Annotated in this window: 16 protein-coding genes; 12 read left to right on the forward strand and 4 right to left on the reverse strand. The window is 72.9% G+C overall.

Features of this window, described 5'->3' with window-relative positions; genetic code table 11:
- Positions 1-41 precede the first annotated feature (41 nt).
- Positions 42-1,064, reverse strand: coding sequence for a guanitoxin biosynthesis L-enduracididine beta-hydroxylase GntD (gene gntD / locus ACFYM2_RS32040; RefSeq protein WP_359001361.1), 1,023 nt, complete (start codon positions 1,062-1,064; stop codon positions 42-44).
- A 250-nt stretch (positions 1,065-1,314) separates the two neighbouring features.
- On the opposite strand from gntD, the gene ACFYM2_RS32045 reads away from it, so the two are divergent.
- From ACFYM2_RS32045 to ACFYM2_RS32065, 5 genes are all read left to right on the forward strand, one after another.
- A complete protein-coding gene (locus ACFYM2_RS32045; RefSeq protein ID WP_359001358.1) occupies positions 1,315-1,527 on the forward strand; it encodes a hypothetical protein in 213 nt (70 codons plus the stop codon).
- Between the two features lie 235 nt (positions 1,528-1,762).
- Entirely contained in the window at positions 1,763-2,989 is a 1,227-nt protein-coding gene (locus ACFYM2_RS32050; protein WP_359001356.1) for a helix-turn-helix domain-containing protein, read from the forward strand.
- Positions 2,990-3,013: 24 nt separating this feature from the next.
- Positions 3,014-4,903 carry a hypothetical protein gene (locus ACFYM2_RS32055; protein WP_388841051.1) on the forward strand — a complete coding sequence of 630 codons (1,890 nt, stop codon included), beginning with the start codon at positions 3,014-3,016 and terminating at the stop codon, positions 4,901-4,903.
- Positions 4,904-5,257: 354 nt separating this feature from the next.
- Positions 5,258-6,163 carry a S1 family peptidase gene (locus ACFYM2_RS32060; protein ID WP_359001352.1) on the forward strand — a complete coding sequence of 302 codons (906 nt, stop codon included), beginning with the start codon at positions 5,258-5,260 and terminating at the stop codon, positions 6,161-6,163.
- Between the two features lie 209 nt (positions 6,164-6,372).
- The gene (locus ACFYM2_RS32065; protein WP_359001349.1) at positions 6,373-6,852 is read left to right on the forward strand and encodes a hypothetical protein; all 480 of its coding nucleotides are present in this window, start codon (positions 6,373-6,375) and stop codon (positions 6,850-6,852) included.
- Positions 6,853-6,859: 7 nt separating this feature from the next.
- Here the strand turns inward: ACFYM2_RS32065 and ACFYM2_RS32070 are convergent, their stop codons facing one another.
- On the reverse strand, positions 6,860-7,786 hold the full coding sequence (locus ACFYM2_RS32070) for a DUF4231 domain-containing protein (protein ID WP_388841054.1): 927 nt from the start codon (positions 7,784-7,786) through the stop codon (positions 6,860-6,862).
- A gap of 245 nt (positions 7,787-8,031) precedes the next feature.
- On the opposite strand from ACFYM2_RS32070, the gene ACFYM2_RS32075 reads away from it, so the two are divergent.
- The 3 genes from ACFYM2_RS32075 (at position 8,032) to ACFYM2_RS32085 (ending at position 10,419) form a co-directional block, all read left to right on the forward strand.
- A complete protein-coding gene (locus ACFYM2_RS32075) occupies positions 8,032-8,166 on the forward strand; it encodes a hypothetical protein (protein ID WP_359001343.1) in 135 nt (44 codons plus the stop codon).
- Positions 8,167-8,523: 357 nt separating this feature from the next.
- Entirely contained in the window at positions 8,524-9,363 is an 840-nt protein-coding gene (locus ACFYM2_RS32080; protein ID WP_388841057.1) for an aminoglycoside N(3)-acetyltransferase, read from the forward strand.
- A 147-nt stretch (positions 9,364-9,510) separates the two neighbouring features.
- Positions 9,511-10,419: a slipin family protein gene (locus tag ACFYM2_RS32085; protein WP_359001337.1), complete on the forward strand. Its 909-nt coding sequence runs from the start codon at positions 9,511-9,513 to the stop codon at positions 10,417-10,419.
- 17 nt (positions 10,420-10,436) lie between these two features.
- Here ACFYM2_RS32085 and ACFYM2_RS32090 read toward each other — a convergent pair whose 3' ends face one another.
- Complete coding sequence (locus ACFYM2_RS32090; protein WP_388458872.1) at positions 10,437-11,477, reverse strand: DUF3533 domain-containing protein; 1,041 nt, start codon at positions 11,475-11,477, stop codon at positions 10,437-10,439.
- Between the two features lie 166 nt (positions 11,478-11,643).
- On the opposite strand from ACFYM2_RS32090, the gene ACFYM2_RS32095 reads away from it, so the two are divergent.
- From ACFYM2_RS32095 to ACFYM2_RS32105, 3 genes are all read left to right on the forward strand, one after another.
- Complete coding sequence (locus ACFYM2_RS32095) at positions 11,644-12,441, forward strand: VOC family protein (RefSeq protein ID WP_388841060.1); 798 nt, start codon at positions 11,644-11,646, stop codon at positions 12,439-12,441.
- 123 nt (positions 12,442-12,564) lie between these two features.
- Entirely contained in the window at positions 12,565-16,164 is a 3,600-nt protein-coding gene (locus ACFYM2_RS32100; RefSeq protein ID WP_388841063.1) for a DNA polymerase III subunit alpha, read from the forward strand.
- Entirely contained in the window at positions 16,161-17,129 is a 969-nt protein-coding gene (locus tag ACFYM2_RS32105) for a hypothetical protein (protein ID WP_388841066.1), read from the forward strand. The genes ACFYM2_RS32100 and ACFYM2_RS32105 overlap by 4 nt, the downstream gene beginning before the upstream one ends.
- Positions 17,130-17,217: 88 nt before the next feature.
- On the opposite strand, the gene ACFYM2_RS32110 is transcribed toward ACFYM2_RS32105, so the two are convergent.
- Positions 17,218-17,955, reverse strand: coding sequence for an SDR family oxidoreductase (locus tag ACFYM2_RS32110; protein ID WP_388841069.1), 738 nt, complete (start codon positions 17,953-17,955; stop codon positions 17,218-17,220).
- A 101-nt stretch (positions 17,956-18,056) separates the two neighbouring features.
- Between ACFYM2_RS32110 and ACFYM2_RS32115 the strand changes: the two genes are divergently transcribed.
- Positions 18,057-18,704 carry a TetR/AcrR family transcriptional regulator gene (locus ACFYM2_RS32115; RefSeq protein ID WP_359001319.1) on the forward strand — a complete coding sequence of 216 codons (648 nt, stop codon included), beginning with the start codon at positions 18,057-18,059 and terminating at the stop codon, positions 18,702-18,704.
- The last annotated feature ends 767 nt before the right edge of the window (positions 18,705-19,471 follow it).

Genomic DNA, 19,471 nt, shown 5'->3' on the forward strand with positions numbered 1-19,471 from the left:
ACCTGTGGCCTGGTCTCTGGGTGGGCGAAGTGCTTGGCCGTTCATGTCAGTTGGCGCGCGGCGGCCTCCCCGCGCATGTCGCGCGACTTGCGCAGGTCCCGGGTGGACACGGTCTTCTTCAGCCAGCGGTCGGTTCCGTCGTAGCGGGAGGCGAAGGCCTTGCGGCCGTGCACCGCGCGGTAGTTGTCGACGAAGAGCAAGGAGCCCGCCTCGACCACCACGTCGCTCTGGACCCGGTCCAGTTCGGCGGTGAGCAGGCGCAGCGCCCGCGCGGCCTCGTCGTCGCCGCTGAGCTGGGGCATGAAGTAGGGGTCGATCCGCAGATAGGGGTCGTCCTCGGCGCCGAACAGGACGGCGACCGGCTGGGGTTCGTCCCGCATCCGCTGAAGGCGCAGCAGGGCCGGCGAGTCGGGGGCCGTACGCCGCAGCTGCCGCAGGTGCTCGTCGTCGGGCAGGATCGTGAACCGCTGCTGGTGCAGGATGTCGCGGGCGCCCTCGTCGAGGTCGATGTCCCGCACCGAGGCCAGTGTGGTGGGCACGCGGTCGTGGTTGCGTACGCCGAACAGGCCGAGGTAGTCGCAGCGGTAGGGGTGGAAGCCGTCCTCGGTGTGCCAGGCGAGCAGTACGTCGCTGCTGTGGCCGCTCTGCTGGGTCTCCTCGCCCGGCATGGGCAGGACGTTCTGGATGAGCCGCCCCTCCTGGAGCGTGGGCCAGCCGAAGACCTCGCCGAGGCAGCCCGACAGGAGGGAGAGGTAGAACTCCTCGCGCCGGGCGGCCTCGCTCTTGGCCGCCTCGGTCCAGTGCAGCGGGGTCGGTCCCACTCTCTCGTCGTCCACGGGCAGGCCCGTGACCTTGCAGGCGGCGGCGGTCTCCCGGGTGCGGAACTCGGCCAGGAACTCCCGCAGTCCGATGGGCAGTTCGGCGACGTGGCGCCATAGACGGTCGTGGAAGTCGGGCGCCGCCGGATCGTGATCCCCTTGCACCAGTGCGGTGAGCAGGCTGTCGATCTGACAGATCTCAAGGTCCGACAGGCGATAAGTAAGCACATGTGTGGGCGAGCTCATGGGACTCCGCATCGTGTGTCGCCATCTCCCGCGGGGGCTGCACGCCACTCGCCGCGGGCCTCGTTCGACCAGGACGCTAAGGGGGTCTGGACAAATCTGTCAACGACAAATTGATGGTTGTCAATTTTTGGCAAGTGATCTAGCTTGTGGGCAGCACAGCCTCGCCGGACACCGCCGCCGCCCCGTCGCGGCCGGCCCGTCCGGTGAGGCGCGACCAACGAGAACTCCCTGGGGGGACACCTTGAAGAACATGCGTCGCGTCGCCGTAGTGGCCGTCCTGTCGGCCCTGCCTCTCACCCTCGGCCTCGGGGCGTCCAGCGCGGGCGCGCTCGCACAGGCGCCCAGCCGGGCGACGAGCCCGGTCAAGCCCGGTATCGACTGGCCCGCCCGGGTGGACGCCGCCCGCGTGGCGGCCGCTCCCGTCGCGCCGGCGGTCGCGGGCGGCGTGATCGACTGGCCGTAGTCCGCTCCGCGCGCCCACCGGACGCGAGCAAGGGTTTCCGGTGGGCGGAAGGCCGGGCGCATCGCCGGGCCGACCCATGGCGGCAGGCCGCACGACAGTAATTGGCAATGTGTTGACGAGCGTGGCACCATGCTTCGGTTGCCCACTCGGTGGCAAGCACGGCATGGGGTCGGCCCGGGCGATGCCCTACCGGAACCGCCCTGACCTTCTGGTCTTCTGGATCGTGGAGCATGGGATGGCGGAAGTGCTCGAACAACCTTCGTTCGGACGGCTGTTGAAGGCACTCCGGCAAGACCGCGGCCTGTCGCAGGCCCAGGTCGCCGAGGGCGGCATGTCCACGGCGTACCTGTCACGTCTGGAGTCCGGGACGCGGCGCCCGACCGCGAAGGTGCTCACCCACCTCACCGAGCGCCTTGACGTCCCGCTCTCGGCGTTCGAGACGACGCAGATGTCCCCGCTGGGCCGGGCGCTGGCGTCGGCCAGCTCATCGGACGACAGCGACGACGCCGTCAGGCTGCTTGAGGAGGTCGTCCACGCCGAGAGCGGGGAGGACCTGAGCCTGCGCTGGCTCTCGCTGTGGAAACTCGCGCAGCTCCACGCCAAGCTCGGCACCCGCCAGCAGGAGCTCGCCACCGCGCGCCAGCTCACCGAACTCAGCGACCGCATGGCGGTGCCCACCTTCCAGGTGCGCGCCCGCACGCTGCTCGCCCGGTGCCTGCGCGCGGTCGGCGAGATCGCGGAGTCCCGCGCCGTCGCGCAGGCGGCGGTCTCCACCGTCGCCGACCAGGTGCTCCCGGTGTCCGACACCGTCCGCGCCCAACTGGCGCTCATCTCGGTGGAGTCCGAGTCCGGCATGATGGCCGAGGCGCGCGCCCACGCCGAACAACTCCTCGGGCCCATCGAGGAGTTGAGCACCGTCCTGCGCGCCGAGGTGCTGTGGGCGGTCGCCAACGTACGCATCCGCCAGAACGACTACACCGGCGCGTCCGAGCTGCTGGAGCGCGCCCTGGCCGAACTGCCCAGCCAGGACGGACTCATCCTGTGGCTGCGGCTGCGGCTGGCCGCGTGCTCGCTGTATCTGCAAATGACGCCGCGCCGCGTGGCCGAGGCCCGCACCTGCCTCGAAGAGGCCGAACGGGCCCTCGACCTGGTGGGCAGCCCGCTGCACCGGCAGGAAATGCTGGTCATCAAGACCCACCTGGCCTTCCACCAGAGGGACCTCGCGCAGGCCCGCGCCCTGTACGACCAGCTCAAGGACGCCCTGCCGCAGCTCACCTTCCGCGACCGCGTACGCCTTGAGGTGCTGTCCAACCAGATCCTGATCCTGGAGGGCGACCGCGACACCGGCGTACGCAACGTCGAAGACCTCGCCCGGCAGGCGGAGGACGCCTCCAACATCCACCTCGCGTCCGAGATCTGGCGCACCCTCGCCGAGACCCTTGCCTGGGACTCGGAGCCGTAGCCCCCTGTGAAGGAGTTACCCACCATGCAGTCCGCGCCCCACGCCCCCGCCGACGAGCAGGTGACCCAGGCGCCCGCGGTGTTTCGCGTCCTTGAGGACCCCGGCGCGTACGCCGCCGCCGTCGACGGCTTCCTCGGCGCCGCCCGTCCGGGGCCCGTGCCGGTCTGGACCGGCGGGCGCGAGGACCTGGCGGCCTCGGTGCGGCGCTCGGCGCCCCTGTACACGCAGGTGCGCCGCCCCGCCCCGCACGCGCGCGGCGTACTCCTGGGCGCGGACGGCCTGCCGCCCGGCCTCGCCGAGCTGATCGCCCCGCTCGCCACGGCGTGGCTGAAGGAGGCGGAGCTGACCGAGGAACTGTTCGCGCGTGACCACGGCGAGCGCTCCCTGCTCGTGGCCGGTACGTACGAGCACTTCACCCTCTCCCCGCTATGGCGCACGCTGCTCGCCGCCCAGCGCCACCCCGGCATACCGGTCACGTTCCTGACCGGACGCGACGCCGCCTCGCTCGCCTGGTTCACGGCCAAGCAGTACGCCCAGGTGGCGCCGGACGTCACCGAGCTAGGCCTGTTCACCTCCACCGACCGGCCCGCCGCCCCGGCCGGCATCCATGTGCGCGACGAACGCGGCGTGGAGAGCGAGGACGTCAAGGCCGAGATCCTGGGCACGGTCTGGCGGCGCGTCCTCTTCCAGGGCCACGGCAAGGACGACTCCATCAACCTCGCCGACTTCACCGTCTGCGGCCTCAACGAATCCGCGCCCCGGGCCAAGGGCCTGCTCGGCCCCTCCTGCGCCTACGGGCCCACCTGCTACAAGCCCATGGACAAACTGATCCAGCTGCGCGAGGTGCGCGCCGCCGAGGTGGTCCTGAGCTCGTGCAACAACGCCCCGTTCGCCGACGCGGCCATCTACGACCCCAAGTACCAGCTCATGCTCAACGCCATCGACGGCACCGCCAAGGACGTCGTCGCGGCCATCACCGTCCACGACTCCGACCGCCCCGAGAACGACGCCTGGATGGACGCGGCCCTGGCCGGGGCTCCCTCCGCCGCCGTGCTCAACGAGACCATCGCCACCGCCCAGCCCTTCCCCGCCTTCCTCCACTTCGGGATGGCCCCCGCCGACGGCGCGGCCCCCGCCCGGCCGGCGGCGGCGCCCGACCCCCTGCTCCTCACCGCCTCCGCGCGCCTCACCGCCTACCTCGCCGGCGGGCTGCTCCCGGCGAACAACCGGCTGCGCCCCCGCCTGGCCAAGCTCGCGGCCAAGGTCGAGCAGCAGGTCACGCGGCGCTCCCTGGCCGTGCGGGACGCCGAGGACGCCCGGCGCGACCTGCTCGACGACCTCCAGTCGCTCGACCACACCATCGCCAAGGAACTCGGCGAGGACCCGGAGAACGAACTCGCCGACTTCGCAGCCCACTTCGGTGACCGCAGCGTCGCCGACGCCGCCTCCGCGCGGGAAGTGGTGTGCCAGTGCGGCCGCCCGGCGCAGCTCTACACCAAGCGCGCCCTGGTGCCCACGGCGCTGGACACCGAGTGCGTCATCTGCCCCCGGTGCGGCGACGTCTCCTTCCGGCTGCCGGACTCGCCCGCCCTGTGGGTCCACGCCGATGACGAGGTCGCCCAGGGCGGCACCCTGCGCGTCCGGGTCCAGGTGCGCGGCAGCCGTCGAGGACCCGTGCGGGTCGGGCTCTTCGTACCCGGTTATCTGCGCGCCAACTGCCGGGTGAGCCCCGGCCCGCAGAAGGTCCGCGCCACTGCGGAGGAGGACCGTGAGGCGCACTTCACCCTGACCGTGGCGCCCAGGACGCCCTCCCAGGCGTACTACCTCACCGCGTTCGCCGTGCAGGACCTGGCACTGACCACCGCCCGCCGCCACTTCGGCATCGTCCCCGCCGAGGGTGCGCGGACGGCGTGAACGGGCGCGCGCACGCGGCTTGTTGCTCAGGGTGCGTGGACGGTGTGAACGGCCGTGCGCACGCGGCTCGTTGCTCAGGGTGGGCGTACGACGTGAACGGGCCTGCGCACGCGCCTCGTTCGCGGGCCACCGGTGGCCGACGCACCGGCGGCGCCGGCTGATCCCGGCGTGCGCCTGCCCTCGGGATCCGGCCAAAAGGCGCTCTTGCGCGCCCCGGCCGGGCCCCCGAATACTCCTCCGCAGCGCTCGTCAGGAGCACGGCCGGCGCCCTGCTGTGCTGCCGTCATCCTTGGCTGCGCCTCACGGGGTCCCCCCACTTCCATGGGCCCCACGATTCCCCTCGGGAGGAAAAGAGTGAGGATCAAGCGCACCACCCCCGCATCCCCCGCCCGCCCCGCCAGACGCCTCAAGATCGCCGCCGTCGCGTCCGGGCTGCTCGCCGCCGTGGCCATCGCCGTTCCCCAGGCGAGCGCCACCCCCGCCCGCACCTTCGACGCCGCCGCCCTGACCGCCGCGAGCGACGCCGTCCGTGGCGCGGACGTCGCCGGAACCGCCTGGAGCGTGGACAGCGCGAGCGGAAAGGTCCGTCTCACCGCCGACTCGACCGTCACGGCCGCGGACCTGGCGAAGATCAGACACGAGGCCGGGGCCAACGCCGGCGCGATAAGCGTCGAGCGGACCCCCGGCAAACTCACCAAGCTGCTCTCCGGCGGCGACGCCATCTACACCACCAGCTGGCGCTGCTCCCTCGGCTTCAACGTCAAGAAGGGCTCCACCTACTACTTCCTGACGGCCGGCCACTGCACGCAGGGCTACCCGGACTACTACACCAACTCCTCCCACTCCACGAGCATCGGCCCGACCGTGGGCACCAGCTTCCCCGGCAACGACTACGGTCTCGTGCAGTACACCAACACCTCGCTCGCGCACCCGAGCGCCGTGGGCAGCCAGCCCATCACCAGCGCCGCCAACCCCTCCGTCGGCCAGACGGTCACCCGGCGCGGCTCGACCACCGGCGTCCACAGCGGCAAGGTCACCGCGCTCAACCAGACGGTCAACTACGGCAACGGCGACATCGTCTCCGGCCTGATCAAGACCACCGTGTGCGCCGAGCCCGGCGACTCCGGCGGCCCCCTCTACGCCGGCTCCACCGCGCTCGGGCTGACCTCGGGCGGCAGCGGCAACTGCTCATCGGGCGGAACGACGTTCTTCCAGCCGGTGGTCGAGGCCATGAACGCCTACGGCGTGACCCTGTTCTGACGTACCCGACGTACCCGACGTACCCGGCGCACCTGAAGCACCTGAAGCACCTGACATAGCGTCACAATGCTCGCGCCGACCGCGGCCGGGCCGCCGTCCGTGCGTGTCCGGGCGGGGGCTCGGCTCGGGTGGTTTTGCGCGGGTGTGTCAGGGCAGGACGGATTTACGGGCCGAGGACGGCCCGCGCCGGACACACGGGGTGAGACGCAGTGAAGCGCATCGGAGTGACCGGCCATCGCGACATCCCGCCCGACGCCTTCGAGGAGATCCGCGACCGGCTGCGCGCGCTGCTGTGCGGCCACGAGGGCTCCCTCGAAGCGCTGTCCAGCCTCGCCGTCGGCGCCGACCAGCTCTTCGCCGCCATCGCCCTCGACTGCGGCGCCGCCCTCACCGCGGTGATCCCGAGCGGTGACTACGAGGCGGGATTCGCGGACGGCGCCGAACTGGCCCGATACCGGGGCCTCAAGCGCCGGGCCAGCCAGGAGGTCGCGCTCGGCTTCCCTTACGCCACGGACGAGGCGTACTACGCGGCCGGCGCCTACATCGCCGACCACTGCGACCGGCTGGTCGCCGTGTGGGACGGTCTGCCGGCCCGAGGCCTCGGCGGCACCGGCGACATCGTGCGCTACGCCCGCGGCCTCGGCCGCCCGGTGACGGTCATCTGGCGCGACGGCAGCCGGCGGGCCTGAGCTGCCCTCAACTCCGCAGCCGGGCGAGCCAGTCGGTGTGCTGGGGCGAGACGACGCGCTCGGTCTCGTACACGGCCTGCGGCCACTGCCGTTCGGTCACCGTGTTCTCCATCGCCACGTGCATCTCCATCAGGTCCTGCTCCACCAGCGAGTGAGCCGTTATCAGCGGCTGGTGGCGGCGGATCTCGCTCCAGGCCAGACACGCCGCTGCGGAGGCCGAAAGGACGCCCGCGAGGTCCACCCGGTCGGCGACCGAGAAGGTCTGGAGCAGGGCGAACAGGAGGGCGAGCAGCGTCAGCAGGGTGATGGCCGTCGACCACAGCCGGGTCGCGCGCCGCGAGGTCTCCTGGCGGCGCCGGTACCAGTTGCGCTGCTCGATCAGCCGGTCGCGTACGTACGTCTCCTTGCGTACGGTGAACGGCCTGGCCCGTAACTCCCGCATCCCCGGGGTGATCAGCTCCCGCAGGGCCGGCGCGCCCTGTTCGCGCGGGTCGTGCCAGCCCACCTTCCTCAGCTCCCGCAGCCCCTCCTCGACGCGGGTCACGAACACGGCGTCCGGGTCGGGCGCGGCGAGGTAGAAGGGCGCGCCGTGCACGGCGTAGCGCCAGCACATCGACTTGATGAACTCGGCGGCCGAACGGTTGAGTTGCCAGTGCGAGGCGGCGTGCCGCCGGGCCGCTCCGAAGGTCGCCAGCAGCACCCCCGCGTAGGCGAGGGCGCTCACCGCGCTGAGCAGCTGGAAGTCCTGGCCGACGCGCACCCGTGGCAGCGCCGTCGCCGCCGCACCCGCCACCAGGAGCGTGAGCTGGGTGCGGGTGAGCTTGACCGCCGACTGCTGGCGGCCGATCGCCAGCGCGTCCGCGTGGTGGAAGAGGTCCGGCAGATCCGCGTTCCGGAAGACTTTGCTCTGCGGTGGGCCGGGAATCGCCGTCACATGCACCCCCGTCTGCGATTTTGCCTTCATTCCCGGTGCGGGACGGCAGGTCGCGCTCCGTTCGCGGGCTCCATCCGCCGGTGGGGATGAGAGTAAAGTCGTCCCGCCGACACTGCAACGGTGCATGTGCCGGTATCACGGTCCATGTGTGGTTGTCACTCACCTCAGGGGCGCATGTGAAACCCTCTATAAACCCAGTACATTCAGCACCTTCCTCCTCATCGGACGCTACGGAGAAGAACCGGGTGCCGCTGGCCGAACGGGCCGAGCGGGCCACGCGGGAGGCGGAACCGGCCGACGATAGGGTGCTCGCAAGGATCCTGGACGCCCGGCGCGCCCATCCTGTCCCCCAGTACTGCACCTTCAACTCCGCGCTCTGAACGGTCAGTTGGCCCCGGTGCCCCCGGCGCCCCCGGCGCCCCCGGCGGACCGCCCGTCGGGGCGCCGGTGGGGGACGCGGTGGCGGGCGGGTGGAGCGGAGGGCGTGGGGGAGGCCGGGCATTTCTTGAAGGGGCCCGGACCGGAGGGCGTAATTCCCTCGCTGGCGCCGGAGCGGCGGAATTGACGGGGCCGATCCACCCCGCTTCCCTCTTGTGCGCCGGAAAACACGGCCGATTCACGCCACTTGGCACGGCCAGGTGCGCGTGGACACATCCCTGCGGACACATCCGTGCGGACGCATTCGCGCGGTCGCATGCGCGCGGATGTGTCCGTGAGAAAAGGAAATGAGGTTCCGGGTGGCCGAGAACACCGCCGAGGACGGCAGGGCGATGCCCGTGGCGGGCGGCGCCGGGAGCGATGCCGCGACCGCGGGGCGCGGGCCGGTGGGCCCGGTCGCCCAGCTGCGCGCGCTCGGCGTCGCGGAAGGCGAGATCCTTCTCGTGCACGCCTCCCTGCGCGACACGGGGCTGCGCGACGCGCAGGTCCTGGACGCGCTGCGCACCGCGCTCGGCCCCCGGGGGACGCTGGTGACCCCCGCCTTCACGCCGGAGAACTCCGATTCCTCCCCGGCCCACCTCGCCCTCGTGAGCCGGGCCCCGGACCCGGTCGCCTTCCGGGCCGCGATGGCGCCCTTCGATCCCGGGCGCACCCCCTGCCCGGGGATGGGCCGCCTGGCCGAACGGGTCAGGACCACCCCCGGCGCCGCCCGCAGCGATCATCCCCAGACCTCCTTCGCGGCGCTCGGCGCCCGCGCCGCCGATCTGATGGCGGGGCACGCCCTCGACTGCCACTTCGGCGCGGCCTCCCCGCTCGCCAAGCTCGTCGCCGCCGAGGCGCGGGTCCTCCTGATCAATGTCGGGTTCGAGGTGTGCACCGCGTTCCACTTCGCCGAATATCTGGTGCCGTCACGGCCGGCGCGCGCCTACCGGGCGGTGATCAGGGACGAAGCCGGCGCGGCCACCTGGTTCACCTACCAGGACGCCGCACTCGACGACAGCGACTTCGCCCGCATCGGCGCCGCCTTCCCCGCCCGGCACCTGCGGCGCGGCGCCCTGGGCCGGGGCGGCGCGCTGCTCTTCCCCGTCCGGGCGGCCGTCGAGCACGCGGCGGCCTGGATGACCGCCCACCGGCTGTGATCCGCGCGGGCGGCGGCCGCGCGGGCTCCTTCTGATCCGCGCGCCGCCGCCCGCGCGCGTCCTCGTGGTGACCGGGGGCTCCCTCTGGGCGCGCGGCGGAGTTACCGTCGAAGGACACGCCCGATTCGCCCACCTCTGGGGGCCGTGATGGTCGAGGCACTGGTGACGGCAGGCATCGCCGTCGGTTCGGCCGGGGTCGTCTATGTGCTGGCGGCGGCCCGGGTCGTCAAGCAGTACGAGCGCGGGGTGGTGCTGCGGCTCGGCCGGCTGAAGGACTCGGTGCGCGGCCCCGGTCTGACGATGATCCTGCCCTTCGTCGACCGCCTGCGAAGAGTGAACATGCAGATCGTGACGATGCCGGTGCCCGCGCAGGACGGCATCACGCGGGACAACGTCACCGTCCGCGTGGACGCGGTGATCTACTTCAAGGTGGTCGAGCCGGCGGACGCGGTCATCCAGGTCGAGGACTACCAGTTCGCCGTCGCGCAGATGGCTCAGACCTCGCTGCGCTCCATCATCGGAAAGAGCGACCTGGACGACCTCCTGTCGAACCGCGAAAAGCTCAACCAGGGCCTGGAGTTGATGATCGACAGCCCGGCGATCGGCTGGGGCGTGCAGATCGACCGCGTCGAGATCAAGGACGTGTCGCTGCCGGAGACGATGAAGCGCTCCATGGCCCGCCAGGCGGAGGCCGACCGCGAGCGGCGGGCCCGGGTGATCAACGCGGACGCCGAGCTCCAGGCCTCGAAGAAGCTGGCAGAGGCGGCCGCGGTGATGTCCGAGCAGCCGGCCGCGCTGCAACTGCGGCTGCTCCAGACGGTGGTGGCGGTGGCCGCGGAGAAGAACTCGACCCTGGTGCTGCCGTTCCCGGTGGAACTCCTGCGGTTCCTGGAACGCGCCCAGTCCCAGCAGGCCCCCGCCCCGAGCCCGCCCCAGGCCCCCACCCCCGGGCCCGCTCCGGCCCCCACCCCCGAACCCGATCCGGCACCCGCCTCCGCCGCGCCGGAAGCCCTTTCCGCGCGGCCATCCGACGCGACCGGCCCCGAGGGGGACTAAGGGGTGGCCGAGGGGGATCAGGGGGTGGGCGTGACCGGGCGCCCTGCCCCCACCGGCCCGTCCTCCCGGTCCCGCCGGAACGTCGCCATGGCCACGGTGACGGCGCTCCCGAGCACCGCCCAGATCGAGAGCACCAGAAGCGGCCAGGTGACCGCCTCCCCCCTGAAGTACGCGATGGAGCGCGCCGCCCAGGTGCCCGCGCCGGGCGGAAGCCCGGGTCCGATCGTGCGCCAGAACGGAGGCAGCAGCGGATAGGGATAGGCGCCGCCCGCGCTCGGGTTGCCGAGGACGACGATGACCAGGATCGCCAGGCCGATGCCGACGACACCGGCGAGCCCCTGGAAGGCGAGCGTGGTGGCGCCCACCGCGAACACGACGAGCGCGCCGAGCCCGGCCAGAGAGATATAGCTGCCCGGCAGCGCGCCGAGCACCGGCCCGATGATCAGCGAGCCGAGGAGCCCGGCGGCGATCGAGTACACCGCGAGCACCAGGAGCCGGATGAGCGCGCGATGGGTGTTGGCGGGCCGGGCGCCCGCGCTGATGGCCAGGATCGCGGCGCACAGATAGCCGCCCACGCACCAGCCGACGACGAGGTAGAACGAGGACAGGGTGCGCGAGTCGCCCTCGGCGGCCGGGGCGACGTCGGTCACCTTCACGGTGCGCTGCTGCGCCTTCTCGGCCGCCGTCGCGATCGCCTCCACCGCCTGCGCGAGCGAGGCCCCGCCGCCGCTCGCCACGAGCAGCTTGTCGGTGGTGCCGCGCGGGTCGACGATCAGGGCGCCGTCGATGCTCCGGTCGCGCAGCTGCCGGGCGGCGCCGGCCTCGTCCTTGGCGGTGCGTACGTCCAGCGGGCCGCCGGGCAGCGAGCCGAGGCGCTGGGTGAGCGGGCCGCTGATCTGCTGGGGCGCGACCACGGCGAAGGGGATGTCCTTCGGCTTGGGGCTGTGGAAGGCACCGGCGTAGGACGCGATGAAGGCGACCATCAGCCCCAGTACGCCGATGACCAGCAGGGCGGCCCGCACGGTGACGGCGTTCTTCATCTCGTCGACGAAAGTCATGCCCCCACGCTGGGCCGCGCCGCGTACGCGCGCAGTCGGGGCGAGGCCGAATGGCTGAGCCGCGCCGTTCGACTGTCGGGTGGTGGCGCCCGCTGCCACGCTGGGTCCACAGGCTCCCGTGGCCGTGGCCGCCGGGAGGACGACGCACCCGACAGGAGCACCACCGATGCTGACCTCCACACAGGTACCGGGCGGGCTGAACTGGCTCGATCTGGGGACCCCCGACATCGACGCGGCCGCCGCCTTCTACGGGAGCCTGTTCGGGCTCCGGTTCCAGTCGGCGGGGCCGGAGGCGGGTGGCTACGGCTTCCTTCAGAAGGGCGGCAGGACGGTCGGCGCGATCGGGCCGCTGACCGAGGGGAGTGCGAACTCGGCCTGGACGGTGTACTTCCGCACCGTGGACGCCGATGCCACCGCCAAGGCCGTGGAGCAGGCGGGCGGCACCGTGCGCTTCCCGCCGATGGACGTCTTCACGGCCGGGCGGATGGCCGGTTTCACCGACCCGGCGGGCGCCGAGTTCGCCGTGTGGCAGCCCCGGGAGACCGACGGCCTCGAACTCGTCAACGAGCCCGGCAGCGTCAGCTGGATCGAGCTGTACACCACCGACGCCGAGACGGTGAAGGAGTTCTACCGCACGGTCCTGTCGTGGGACACCCAGGACATGCACATGGGCGGGGCCGCCGGCGGTGTCGTGTACACCATCGCCGGTCCGGCGGGCGGCGGTAAGAAGACCATGCACGGCGGCATCATGCAGCTGCCTCAGCAGAACCAGGACGCCGGATCGCGCTCCGAGTGGCATCCCTACTTCGAGGTCGAGGACTGCGACGCGGCCGTGGCCCGCGCCCAGGGCCTGGGCGCCACCGTCATCATTCCCGCCGTGGACACCGAGGGCGTGGGGCGCATCGCGATGCTGCTCGACCCCTTCGGCGCCCCCTTCGCGGTCATCAGGAGCGCCACGGCCTGACCCCGGCCGGGCACCTGCCGGGGCCGGCCGGAGGGTGCCCGTTCGAACATGTCGCACGTACGTTCGAAACTGGTCTATGGTGGAAGGGAGGGGGAGGTGAGAACGGATTGGTAGGAGGTGCGGATGCCCGGCTTCACGCATCTGCACACCGTCTCGGGCTTCTCCCTGCGATACGGAGCCTCCCACCCGGAGCGGCTGGCCGAACGCGCCGTCGACCGGGGCATGGACGCCCTCGCGCTGACCGACCGGGACACCCTCGCGGGCACCGTCCGCTTCGCCAAGGCCTGCGCCAAAGCGGGCATCCGGCCGCTGTTCGGAGCCGATCTCGCCGTGCCCGAACACCCCGGGGACGCGGGCCGTGCCCGGGGCCAGGCCCGGCGCACCCCCGTACGGGGCGGTGCGTTCGTCGACGAATCCGCCCCCCGGGTCACCTTCCTCGCCCGTGACGGCGCGACCGGCTGGGCCGAGCTCTGCCGTCTGGTCAGCGCCGCGCACACCTCCGGCGGCCGCCCGCTCCTGACCCACGCCGACCTGCCCGCCGAAGGGCTCACCGTGCTGCTCGGGCCGGCCTCCGAGATCGGCCGCGCACTCAGCGCGGGCCGCCCCGACCGGGCCGCGAAGCTGCTTGCCCCCTGGCGGGAGCTCTACGGCGACGCGCTCCGCCTCGAAGCCGTCCACCACGGGCTCAGGGGCACCGGGCCCGGATCGCTGCGGCTCGCCGCGCGCACCGTGGGCTTCGCCGCCGAACAGGGCGTACGCGCCGTCCTGACCAACGCCGCGCGCTACGCCGACCCCGGGCAGGGTCCGGTCGCCGACGTGCTCGACGCCGCGCGGCGCCTCGTGCCGGTGCGCGAGCCGTTCGACAGCGGGGAGCGCTGGCTCAAGGACCCGGGCGCCATGTTCAAGATCGCCGAACGCGTCGCCGAGGCGGCCGGGTGGCGCCGCGACGTCGCCCACCGGCTGCTCGCCATGACCGAGGAGACCGCCGCCGCGTGCCTCGTCGATCCCCAGGACGACCTCGGCATCAAGACCTTCGCCCACTTCCCCGAACCGCACCTGGTCGGCGCGGCCGACCGCACCCCCCAGCGCGTCCTCGCCTCGCGGGCCGCCGCAGGCATGGTGCTGCGCGGCTACGCGGACCGGCGCGCGTACTGGGAGCGGATGCACCACGAGCTGGACATCATCGGGCACTGGGGGTACGCCCCGTACTTCCTCACCGTCGCCCAAGTCGTCGACGACGTACGGGAGATGGGCATCCGGGTGGCGGCGCGCGGCTCCGGCGCGGGCTCGCTCGTCAACCACCTCATCGGCATCGCGCACGCCGACCCCGTCGAGAACGGGCTCCTGATGGAGCGCTTCTTGTCCAAGCAGCGGCCGGTGCTGCCCGACATCGACATCGACGTGGAGTCCGCCCGCAGGCTCGAGGTCTACCGCGCGATCCTCGACCGCTTCGGCACCGAGCGGGTCGCCGCCGTCTCCATGCCCGAGACCTACCGCGTGCGGCACGCCGTGCGGGACGTGGGCGCGGCCCTGTCCATGGACCCGGCCGTGATCGACAAGATCGCCAAGTCCTTCCCGCACATCCGGGCCCGCGACGCCCGCACCGCCCTGCGAGAACTTCCTGAACTGCGCTCCCTCGCGGGCGAGATGGGCAAGTACGGCAAATTCTGGGAACTCGTCGAAGCCCTGGACGCCCTGCCGCGCGGCATCGCCATGCACCCCTGCGGAGTGCTCCTGTCGGACGCCTCGCTGCTGCGCCGCACCCCCGTCATGCCCACCAGCGGCGAAGTCCCCCTCGGCAGCGAGGGCCAGGGAAGCGCCCCCATTCCCATGTCCCAGTTCGACAAGGAGGACGTGGAGGACCTGGGCCTGCTCAAACTCGACGTCCTGGGCGTACGGATGCAGTCCGCGATGGCCCACGCGGTCACCGAGATCGGCCGGACGACGGGAGAAGAGCTCGACCTCGACGACCCGGCGCAGGTCCCGCCGGGCGACGCGAAGACCTACCAGCTCATCAGGTCGGCCGAGACGCTGGGCTGCTTCCAGATCGAGTCGCCGGGCCAGCGCGACCTGGTCGGGCGGCTCCAGCCGTCGACCTTCCACGACCTCGTCGTGGACATCTCGCTGTTCCGGCCCGGGCCGGTCGCCGCCGACATGGTGCGCCCGTTCATCGAGGCACGGCACGGGCGGGCTCCGGTCCGCTTCCCCCACCCCGACCTGGCGGACGCGCTGCGCGACACCTACGGCGTGGTCGTCTTCCACGAGCAGATCATCGAGATCGTGAACATCATGACCGGCTGCGGCCGGGGCAAGGCCGACCGGGTGCGGCGCGGGCTCTCCGACCCGGAGTCGCAGGCGCGCATCAAGGTCTGGTTCGCCCAGCTCGCCGAAGAGCGCGGCTACGCGCCCGAGGTGATCGCCCGCACCTGGGGGATCGTCGAGGCCTTCGGGTCGTACGGATTCTGCAAGGCGCACGCCGTCGCCTTCGCCGTGCCGACCTACCAGTCGGCCTGGCTCAAGGCGCACCACCCGGCCGCCTTCTACGCCGGGCTGCTCACCCACGACCCCGGTATGTACCCCAAGCGCCTGCTGCTCGCGGACGCGCGCCGACGGGGGGTGCCGATCCTGCCGGTGGACGTGAACCGGTCCTCCGTCGCTCACACAATCGAACTGGTGTCCGGAACCTGGGGGGTGCGGCTCGCACTCTGTGACGTCCACGGCATCAGCGAGGCCGAGAGCGCGCGCATCGAGGCCGGCCGTCCCTACACCTCGCTGCGCGACTTCTGGCAGCGGGCCAGGCCCAGCCGCCCCGTCGCCGAACGGCTCGCCCGGATCGGCGCGCTCGACGCGTTCGGCGGCAACCGGCGCGATCTGCTGCTCCACCTGTCCGAACTCCACGGCCTGCGCCACGCCGCCGGAGGCCAACTCCCGCTGGACGGCGGCACCTTGACGGCAGGCGCCGGGCTGCCCGACCTGGACGACGCGGAGCGCCTCAGCGCCGAACTCAGCGTCCTCGGCATGGACGCCTCCCGCCACCTGATGGAGGACCACACCACCTTCCTGCGCGAACTCGGCGTCCTCTCCGCCAAACGGCTGCGCGAGGCCGAACACGGACAGACCGTCCTGGTCGCGGGCGCCAAGGCGGCCACCCAGACGCCGCCGATCCGCTCCGGCAAACGCGTCGTCTTCAGCACTCTCGACGACGGCACGGGCCTGGTCGATCTCGCCTTCTTCGACGACAGCCACGACGCCTGCGCCTACACCGTCTTCCATTCCTGGCTCCTTCTCGTACGGGGTGTGGTGCAGCGGCGCGGCCCGCGCAGCCTCAGCGTGGTGGGCGCCCGCGCCTGGAACCTCGCCGAACTCGCGGAACTGCGCCGCGAGGGCGGCCTGGACGCGGTCGCCTCCCGCCTCGCCGCCCCACCCGACCCGCCCGGCTCATCCGACTCGTCCGGGCGGCCCGGATCCGGCTCCTCCGAGTCCCCTGAACCCTCCACGTCCTCCTCCGACTCCGACTCCGACACCGAAACGACTGCGACCTCGACCCCGACCTCGATTGCGACGTCGGCCTCGACTGCGACCAAGCCGGCCGCCGGCAACGACCGCCGCATCCATCTGTCCACCGGCTACGAGCTGAACCCGTGGGCCGACCTGCGCCCCGCCGGCGAAGGGGCACCCACCGGGCGGAAGCTGTGGCACTCCAGCCCAGGGAGCGCGGGATGATCCTCTGTGCGCGCCTCGCCCTCGCGGACGGGGGAGCGGCGCTTCCTCCGCTGATCGCGCTGGCCGAGAACCTGACCCCCGTCGTCCAGGCGCTCCCGCCCGACGGGCTCCTCGCCGACCTGGGCAGCGCCGAGAAGTACTTCGGCCAGGACGCGGGACAGCTCGCCGCGGTCCTGCGGGTGCGCGCCCTCGCCCACTTCGGCCTGGAGTGCGCCATCGGGCTCGCGCCCAATCCGATGCTGGCCAGGATGGCGGCGCGGGACGCCGGGCCCGGGACGACCCGCACGGTGCGACCGCAGGAGGTGGAGCGCTACCTCGCCACGCGGCCGGTCCGCGCCCTCGACGGCGTCGGCCGCTCGACCGCCCGCACCCTCTGCGCGTACGGACTCGACACGGCGGGGCGGCTCGCCGAGGCCCCGCCGGGCACCGTCCAGCGGATCCTCGGCGCGAGGCCCGGGCGAGACCTCCAAGAACGCGCTCGTGGCATCGACCGCGCCCCCGTGGTGCCGGACGCGTCCGCCCGCTCCCTCGCCGCCGAACGTGCCTTCCCCCGCGATGAGTTGGACTCCGTGCGCCAGCGCCGGGCGCTGCTCTCCCTCGCGGAGGAACTGGGCGTCCGGCTGCGGGGCGCCGGCCAGGTGTGCCGCTCGCTCAGTCTCACCGTGCGCTACGCCGACCGGTCCACCACGACCCGCACCCGTCACCTGCGCGAACCCTCCGCCCACTCACCCGCGCTGGCCGACCTGGCCTACGCCCTCCACGCGGCGCTGGGCTTGCAACGGGCCAGGGTGCGCGGCATCTCGCTGCGGGCCGAGGGTCTGACGACGGCCGAACTCGCCGCACACCAGCTCACGTTCGACCCCCAGGACGAGCGGGCCCGCCGCATCGAGGCGGTGGCCGACCGCGCCCGGGCCAAGTTCGGCCCCCGCGCCATCATCCCGGGCTCCCTGTCGGACGCGGCCTGACCTGCCCGGCGGCGTGCACGGTCCCGTGCCGCAATGACCGGTCCGGCGTCGCGATGAACGGTCCCGCGCGGTGCGGACGCCGGTGCCGTCACGCTCCCGAGGCCAGGCGGGCGCCTCCGTCCACCGTCAGGACGACGCCGGTCGTGAAACTGTTGCCCACCAGGAAGGAGAGCGCGTCCGCTATGTCCTCGGGGCTGCCGCACCGGCCGGCCGGTGTCGACTTGGCGTAGGCGGCGAAGGTGTCCGCCTTGGCTTCCGCGTCCATCCAGTCCCACCACGGGGTGTCGACCACTCCGGGGGACACCGCGTTGCAGCGGACCGGGGCCAGCTCGACCGCCAGGACCGGGACCATCGCCGCCACCGACGCGTTGACCGCGGCCAGGCCGGACGTGCCGGGCATGGCGGCGCCGGCCGACGCGGCAGTCACGAAGGTGATCGACCCGGTGGGGGACAGGACGTCGAGGGCGGCCCGCGCGGTGAGGCTGTGCGCGATCAGCTTGCCCTCCGCCGCCTCGCGCAGCGCCTCCGTCGTCACCGACCGGAACGGGCCGGCCGCCGTGGAGCCCGTCGCGGCGACGATCACGTGATCGACCCGGCCGAGCCGCGTGAAGAACTCCCGCGTCGCTCTCTCGTCCCGGGCGTCCACCACCGAACCGCTCGCCGTGGCCGACACGCCCTCGATCGCGGCCAGTTCCTCCAGCGCGGTCCGCAGGCGCTCGGGGGAGCGGCCGGTGACGACGACGTCCCTCCCCTCCTTGAGCTGGCGCCGCGCCGTGGCCAGACCGATGCCGGACGTGCCGCCGACGATCACAACTCGCTCGTTCATGGTGCAGTCCTTCCAGACCTCTCGCGCAGGTCCTCGTTCTTTTCGAGGCTCGCTGTCTCGTAAAGAGTATTCCGAGGCACCGTGTCTTGTAAACTGTCTCCATGAAAAAAACCGAGAACGCGGCAGAGGGCGGGTCCGCGGACGGCTCCCCGCCGCGCGGGCGGCCCCGCAGCGAGGCGGCCCGGCGGTCCGTGCTCGACGCGGCACTGGAGCTGTGCCGGCGCGACGGCTACCAGGAGCTGACGATGAAGGGCCTCGCGGATGAGGCCCACGTCGGCAGGCAGACCATCTACCGCTGGTGGCCCACCAAGCAGGACGTCCTGCTCGAAGTCCTGACCGAGCTCCCGCACCGCAGCCGAGCCGAGCTGTTCCCCGACACCGGCGACGTGTACCGGGACGTCGAGGAACTGCTCGGCCACACCTTCCGGCTGACCCGGGGGCCGACGGGCCGGGCCGTGGTCGGGCTGATGGCCGACGCGCAGGCGGACGCCTCGCTCGCGCGCAGATTGCAGGACGAGGTGATCACTCCGCGCCGGTCCGCGCTGCGCGAGATCCTTCAACGGGGCGTGGCGCGCGGCCAGTTGCGCGGGGACGGCGCCGTCTCCCTCGACCTCGCCGTCGACATCGCGTTCGGCGTGATGTGGTACCGCCTGCTCAGCGGGCACGCCCCCGTCGACGGGGCGCTGGCCTCGGAGATCGCCGACGCGCTGGCGCCACTGCTCGGGAGCGGAGCCGTGGACCGGGGTTGACGCCCCGGCGCCGAAGGCGGCCCCGCCCCACCCCGGCGGGGTGGTCCGACGTGCCCCCGCGTGACCGCCCCGGCGGGACCACGCTGGCGGGCCCCACCCCGGCGGGCCCACCCAGTCGGGGCGCCCCGACGTGATCGCCTCGCGTGACCGCCCCGACGCGACCACGCCGGCACGATCGCTCGGCGGGACTACCCCGGCGGGGCCATCCCGGCGGTCCCGGTCGGCCGGGACCGCCCTGACGGGGCTGCCTCGACGGGACTATCCCAAGCGGTCCCGGCCGACGGGACCACCTCCGACGGGACCGCCCGGCCGAGGGCCGCTCCACCGGAACCCGGCCGCACGGGTCCGTCTTACCGGGGTCTGCGCCGCAAACGGCACGCGCTTCCAGTGCCGCTTGGCGGCCAAGCCCCGCGCCCCGGCCGGGCGCAGACCCTGCCCAGCGATGAAGGGCCGCCCGCCCTGGCCCGGGCTCGGCGGCCCCGTCCAGCGGTGAAGCCCCGCGCCCCGGCCCCGGGCTCAACGGCCCCGCCCGACGGTCAAGCGCCGCGCGCCCCGGCCTCCGGCTCGGCGGCCCCGTGCGGCGGCCAGCATCGCCCGCCCCGGCCCGGGCTCAGCGGCCCGCGCGGTGGCGAAGCACCGCGCCCCGGCCAGGGCTCAGCGCCCCACCCGCCGGCGCCCCCGTTATGTTTTTCGCGGTCCTGCAATGGGGCCGCTGGCCTCCGGGCCCGGTATGACTGTGTTCCCTCTGTCGAACGGATGACCTGGGG

The sequence above is a fragment of the Streptomyces sp. NPDC006711 genome (genome assembly GCF_042869775.1).
In the GTDB taxonomy this organism is placed as follows: domain Bacteria; phylum Actinomycetota; class Actinomycetes; order Streptomycetales; family Streptomycetaceae; genus Streptomyces.

Coding starts and splice junctions, on each gene's coding strand:
- gntD (WP_359001361.1), bottom strand. CDS start 1,064: ATGAGCTCGCCCACACATGTGCTTACTTATCGCCTGTCGGACCTTGAG.
- ACFYM2_RS32045 (WP_359001358.1), top strand. CDS start 1,315: ATGCGTCGCGTCGCCGTAGTGGCCGTCCTGTCGGCCCTGCCTCTCACC.
- ACFYM2_RS32050 (WP_359001356.1), top strand. CDS start 1,763: ATGGCGGAAGTGCTCGAACAACCTTCGTTCGGACGGCTGTTGAAGGCA.
- ACFYM2_RS32055 (WP_388841051.1), top strand. CDS start 3,014: ATGCAGTCCGCGCCCCACGCCCCCGCCGACGAGCAGGTGACCCAGGCG.
- ACFYM2_RS32085 (WP_359001337.1), top strand. CDS start 9,511: ATGGTCGAGGCACTGGTGACGGCAGGCATCGCCGTCGGTTCGGCCGGG.
- ACFYM2_RS32090 (WP_388458872.1), bottom strand. CDS start 11,477: ATGACTTTCGTCGACGAGATGAAGAACGCCGTCACCGTGCGGGCCGCC.
- ACFYM2_RS32095 (WP_388841060.1), top strand. CDS start 11,644: ATGCTGACCTCCACACAGGTACCGGGCGGGCTGAACTGGCTCGATCTG.
- ACFYM2_RS32100 (WP_388841063.1), top strand. CDS start 12,565: ATGCCCGGCTTCACGCATCTGCACACCGTCTCGGGCTTCTCCCTGCGA.
- ACFYM2_RS32105 (WP_388841066.1), top strand. CDS start 16,161: ATGATCCTCTGTGCGCGCCTCGCCCTCGCGGACGGGGGAGCGGCGCTT.
- ACFYM2_RS32110 (WP_388841069.1), bottom strand. CDS start 17,955: ATGAACGAGCGAGTTGTGATCGTCGGCGGCACGTCCGGCATCGGTCTG.
- ACFYM2_RS32115 (WP_359001319.1), top strand. CDS start 18,057: ATGAAAAAAACCGAGAACGCGGCAGAGGGCGGGTCCGCGGACGGCTCC.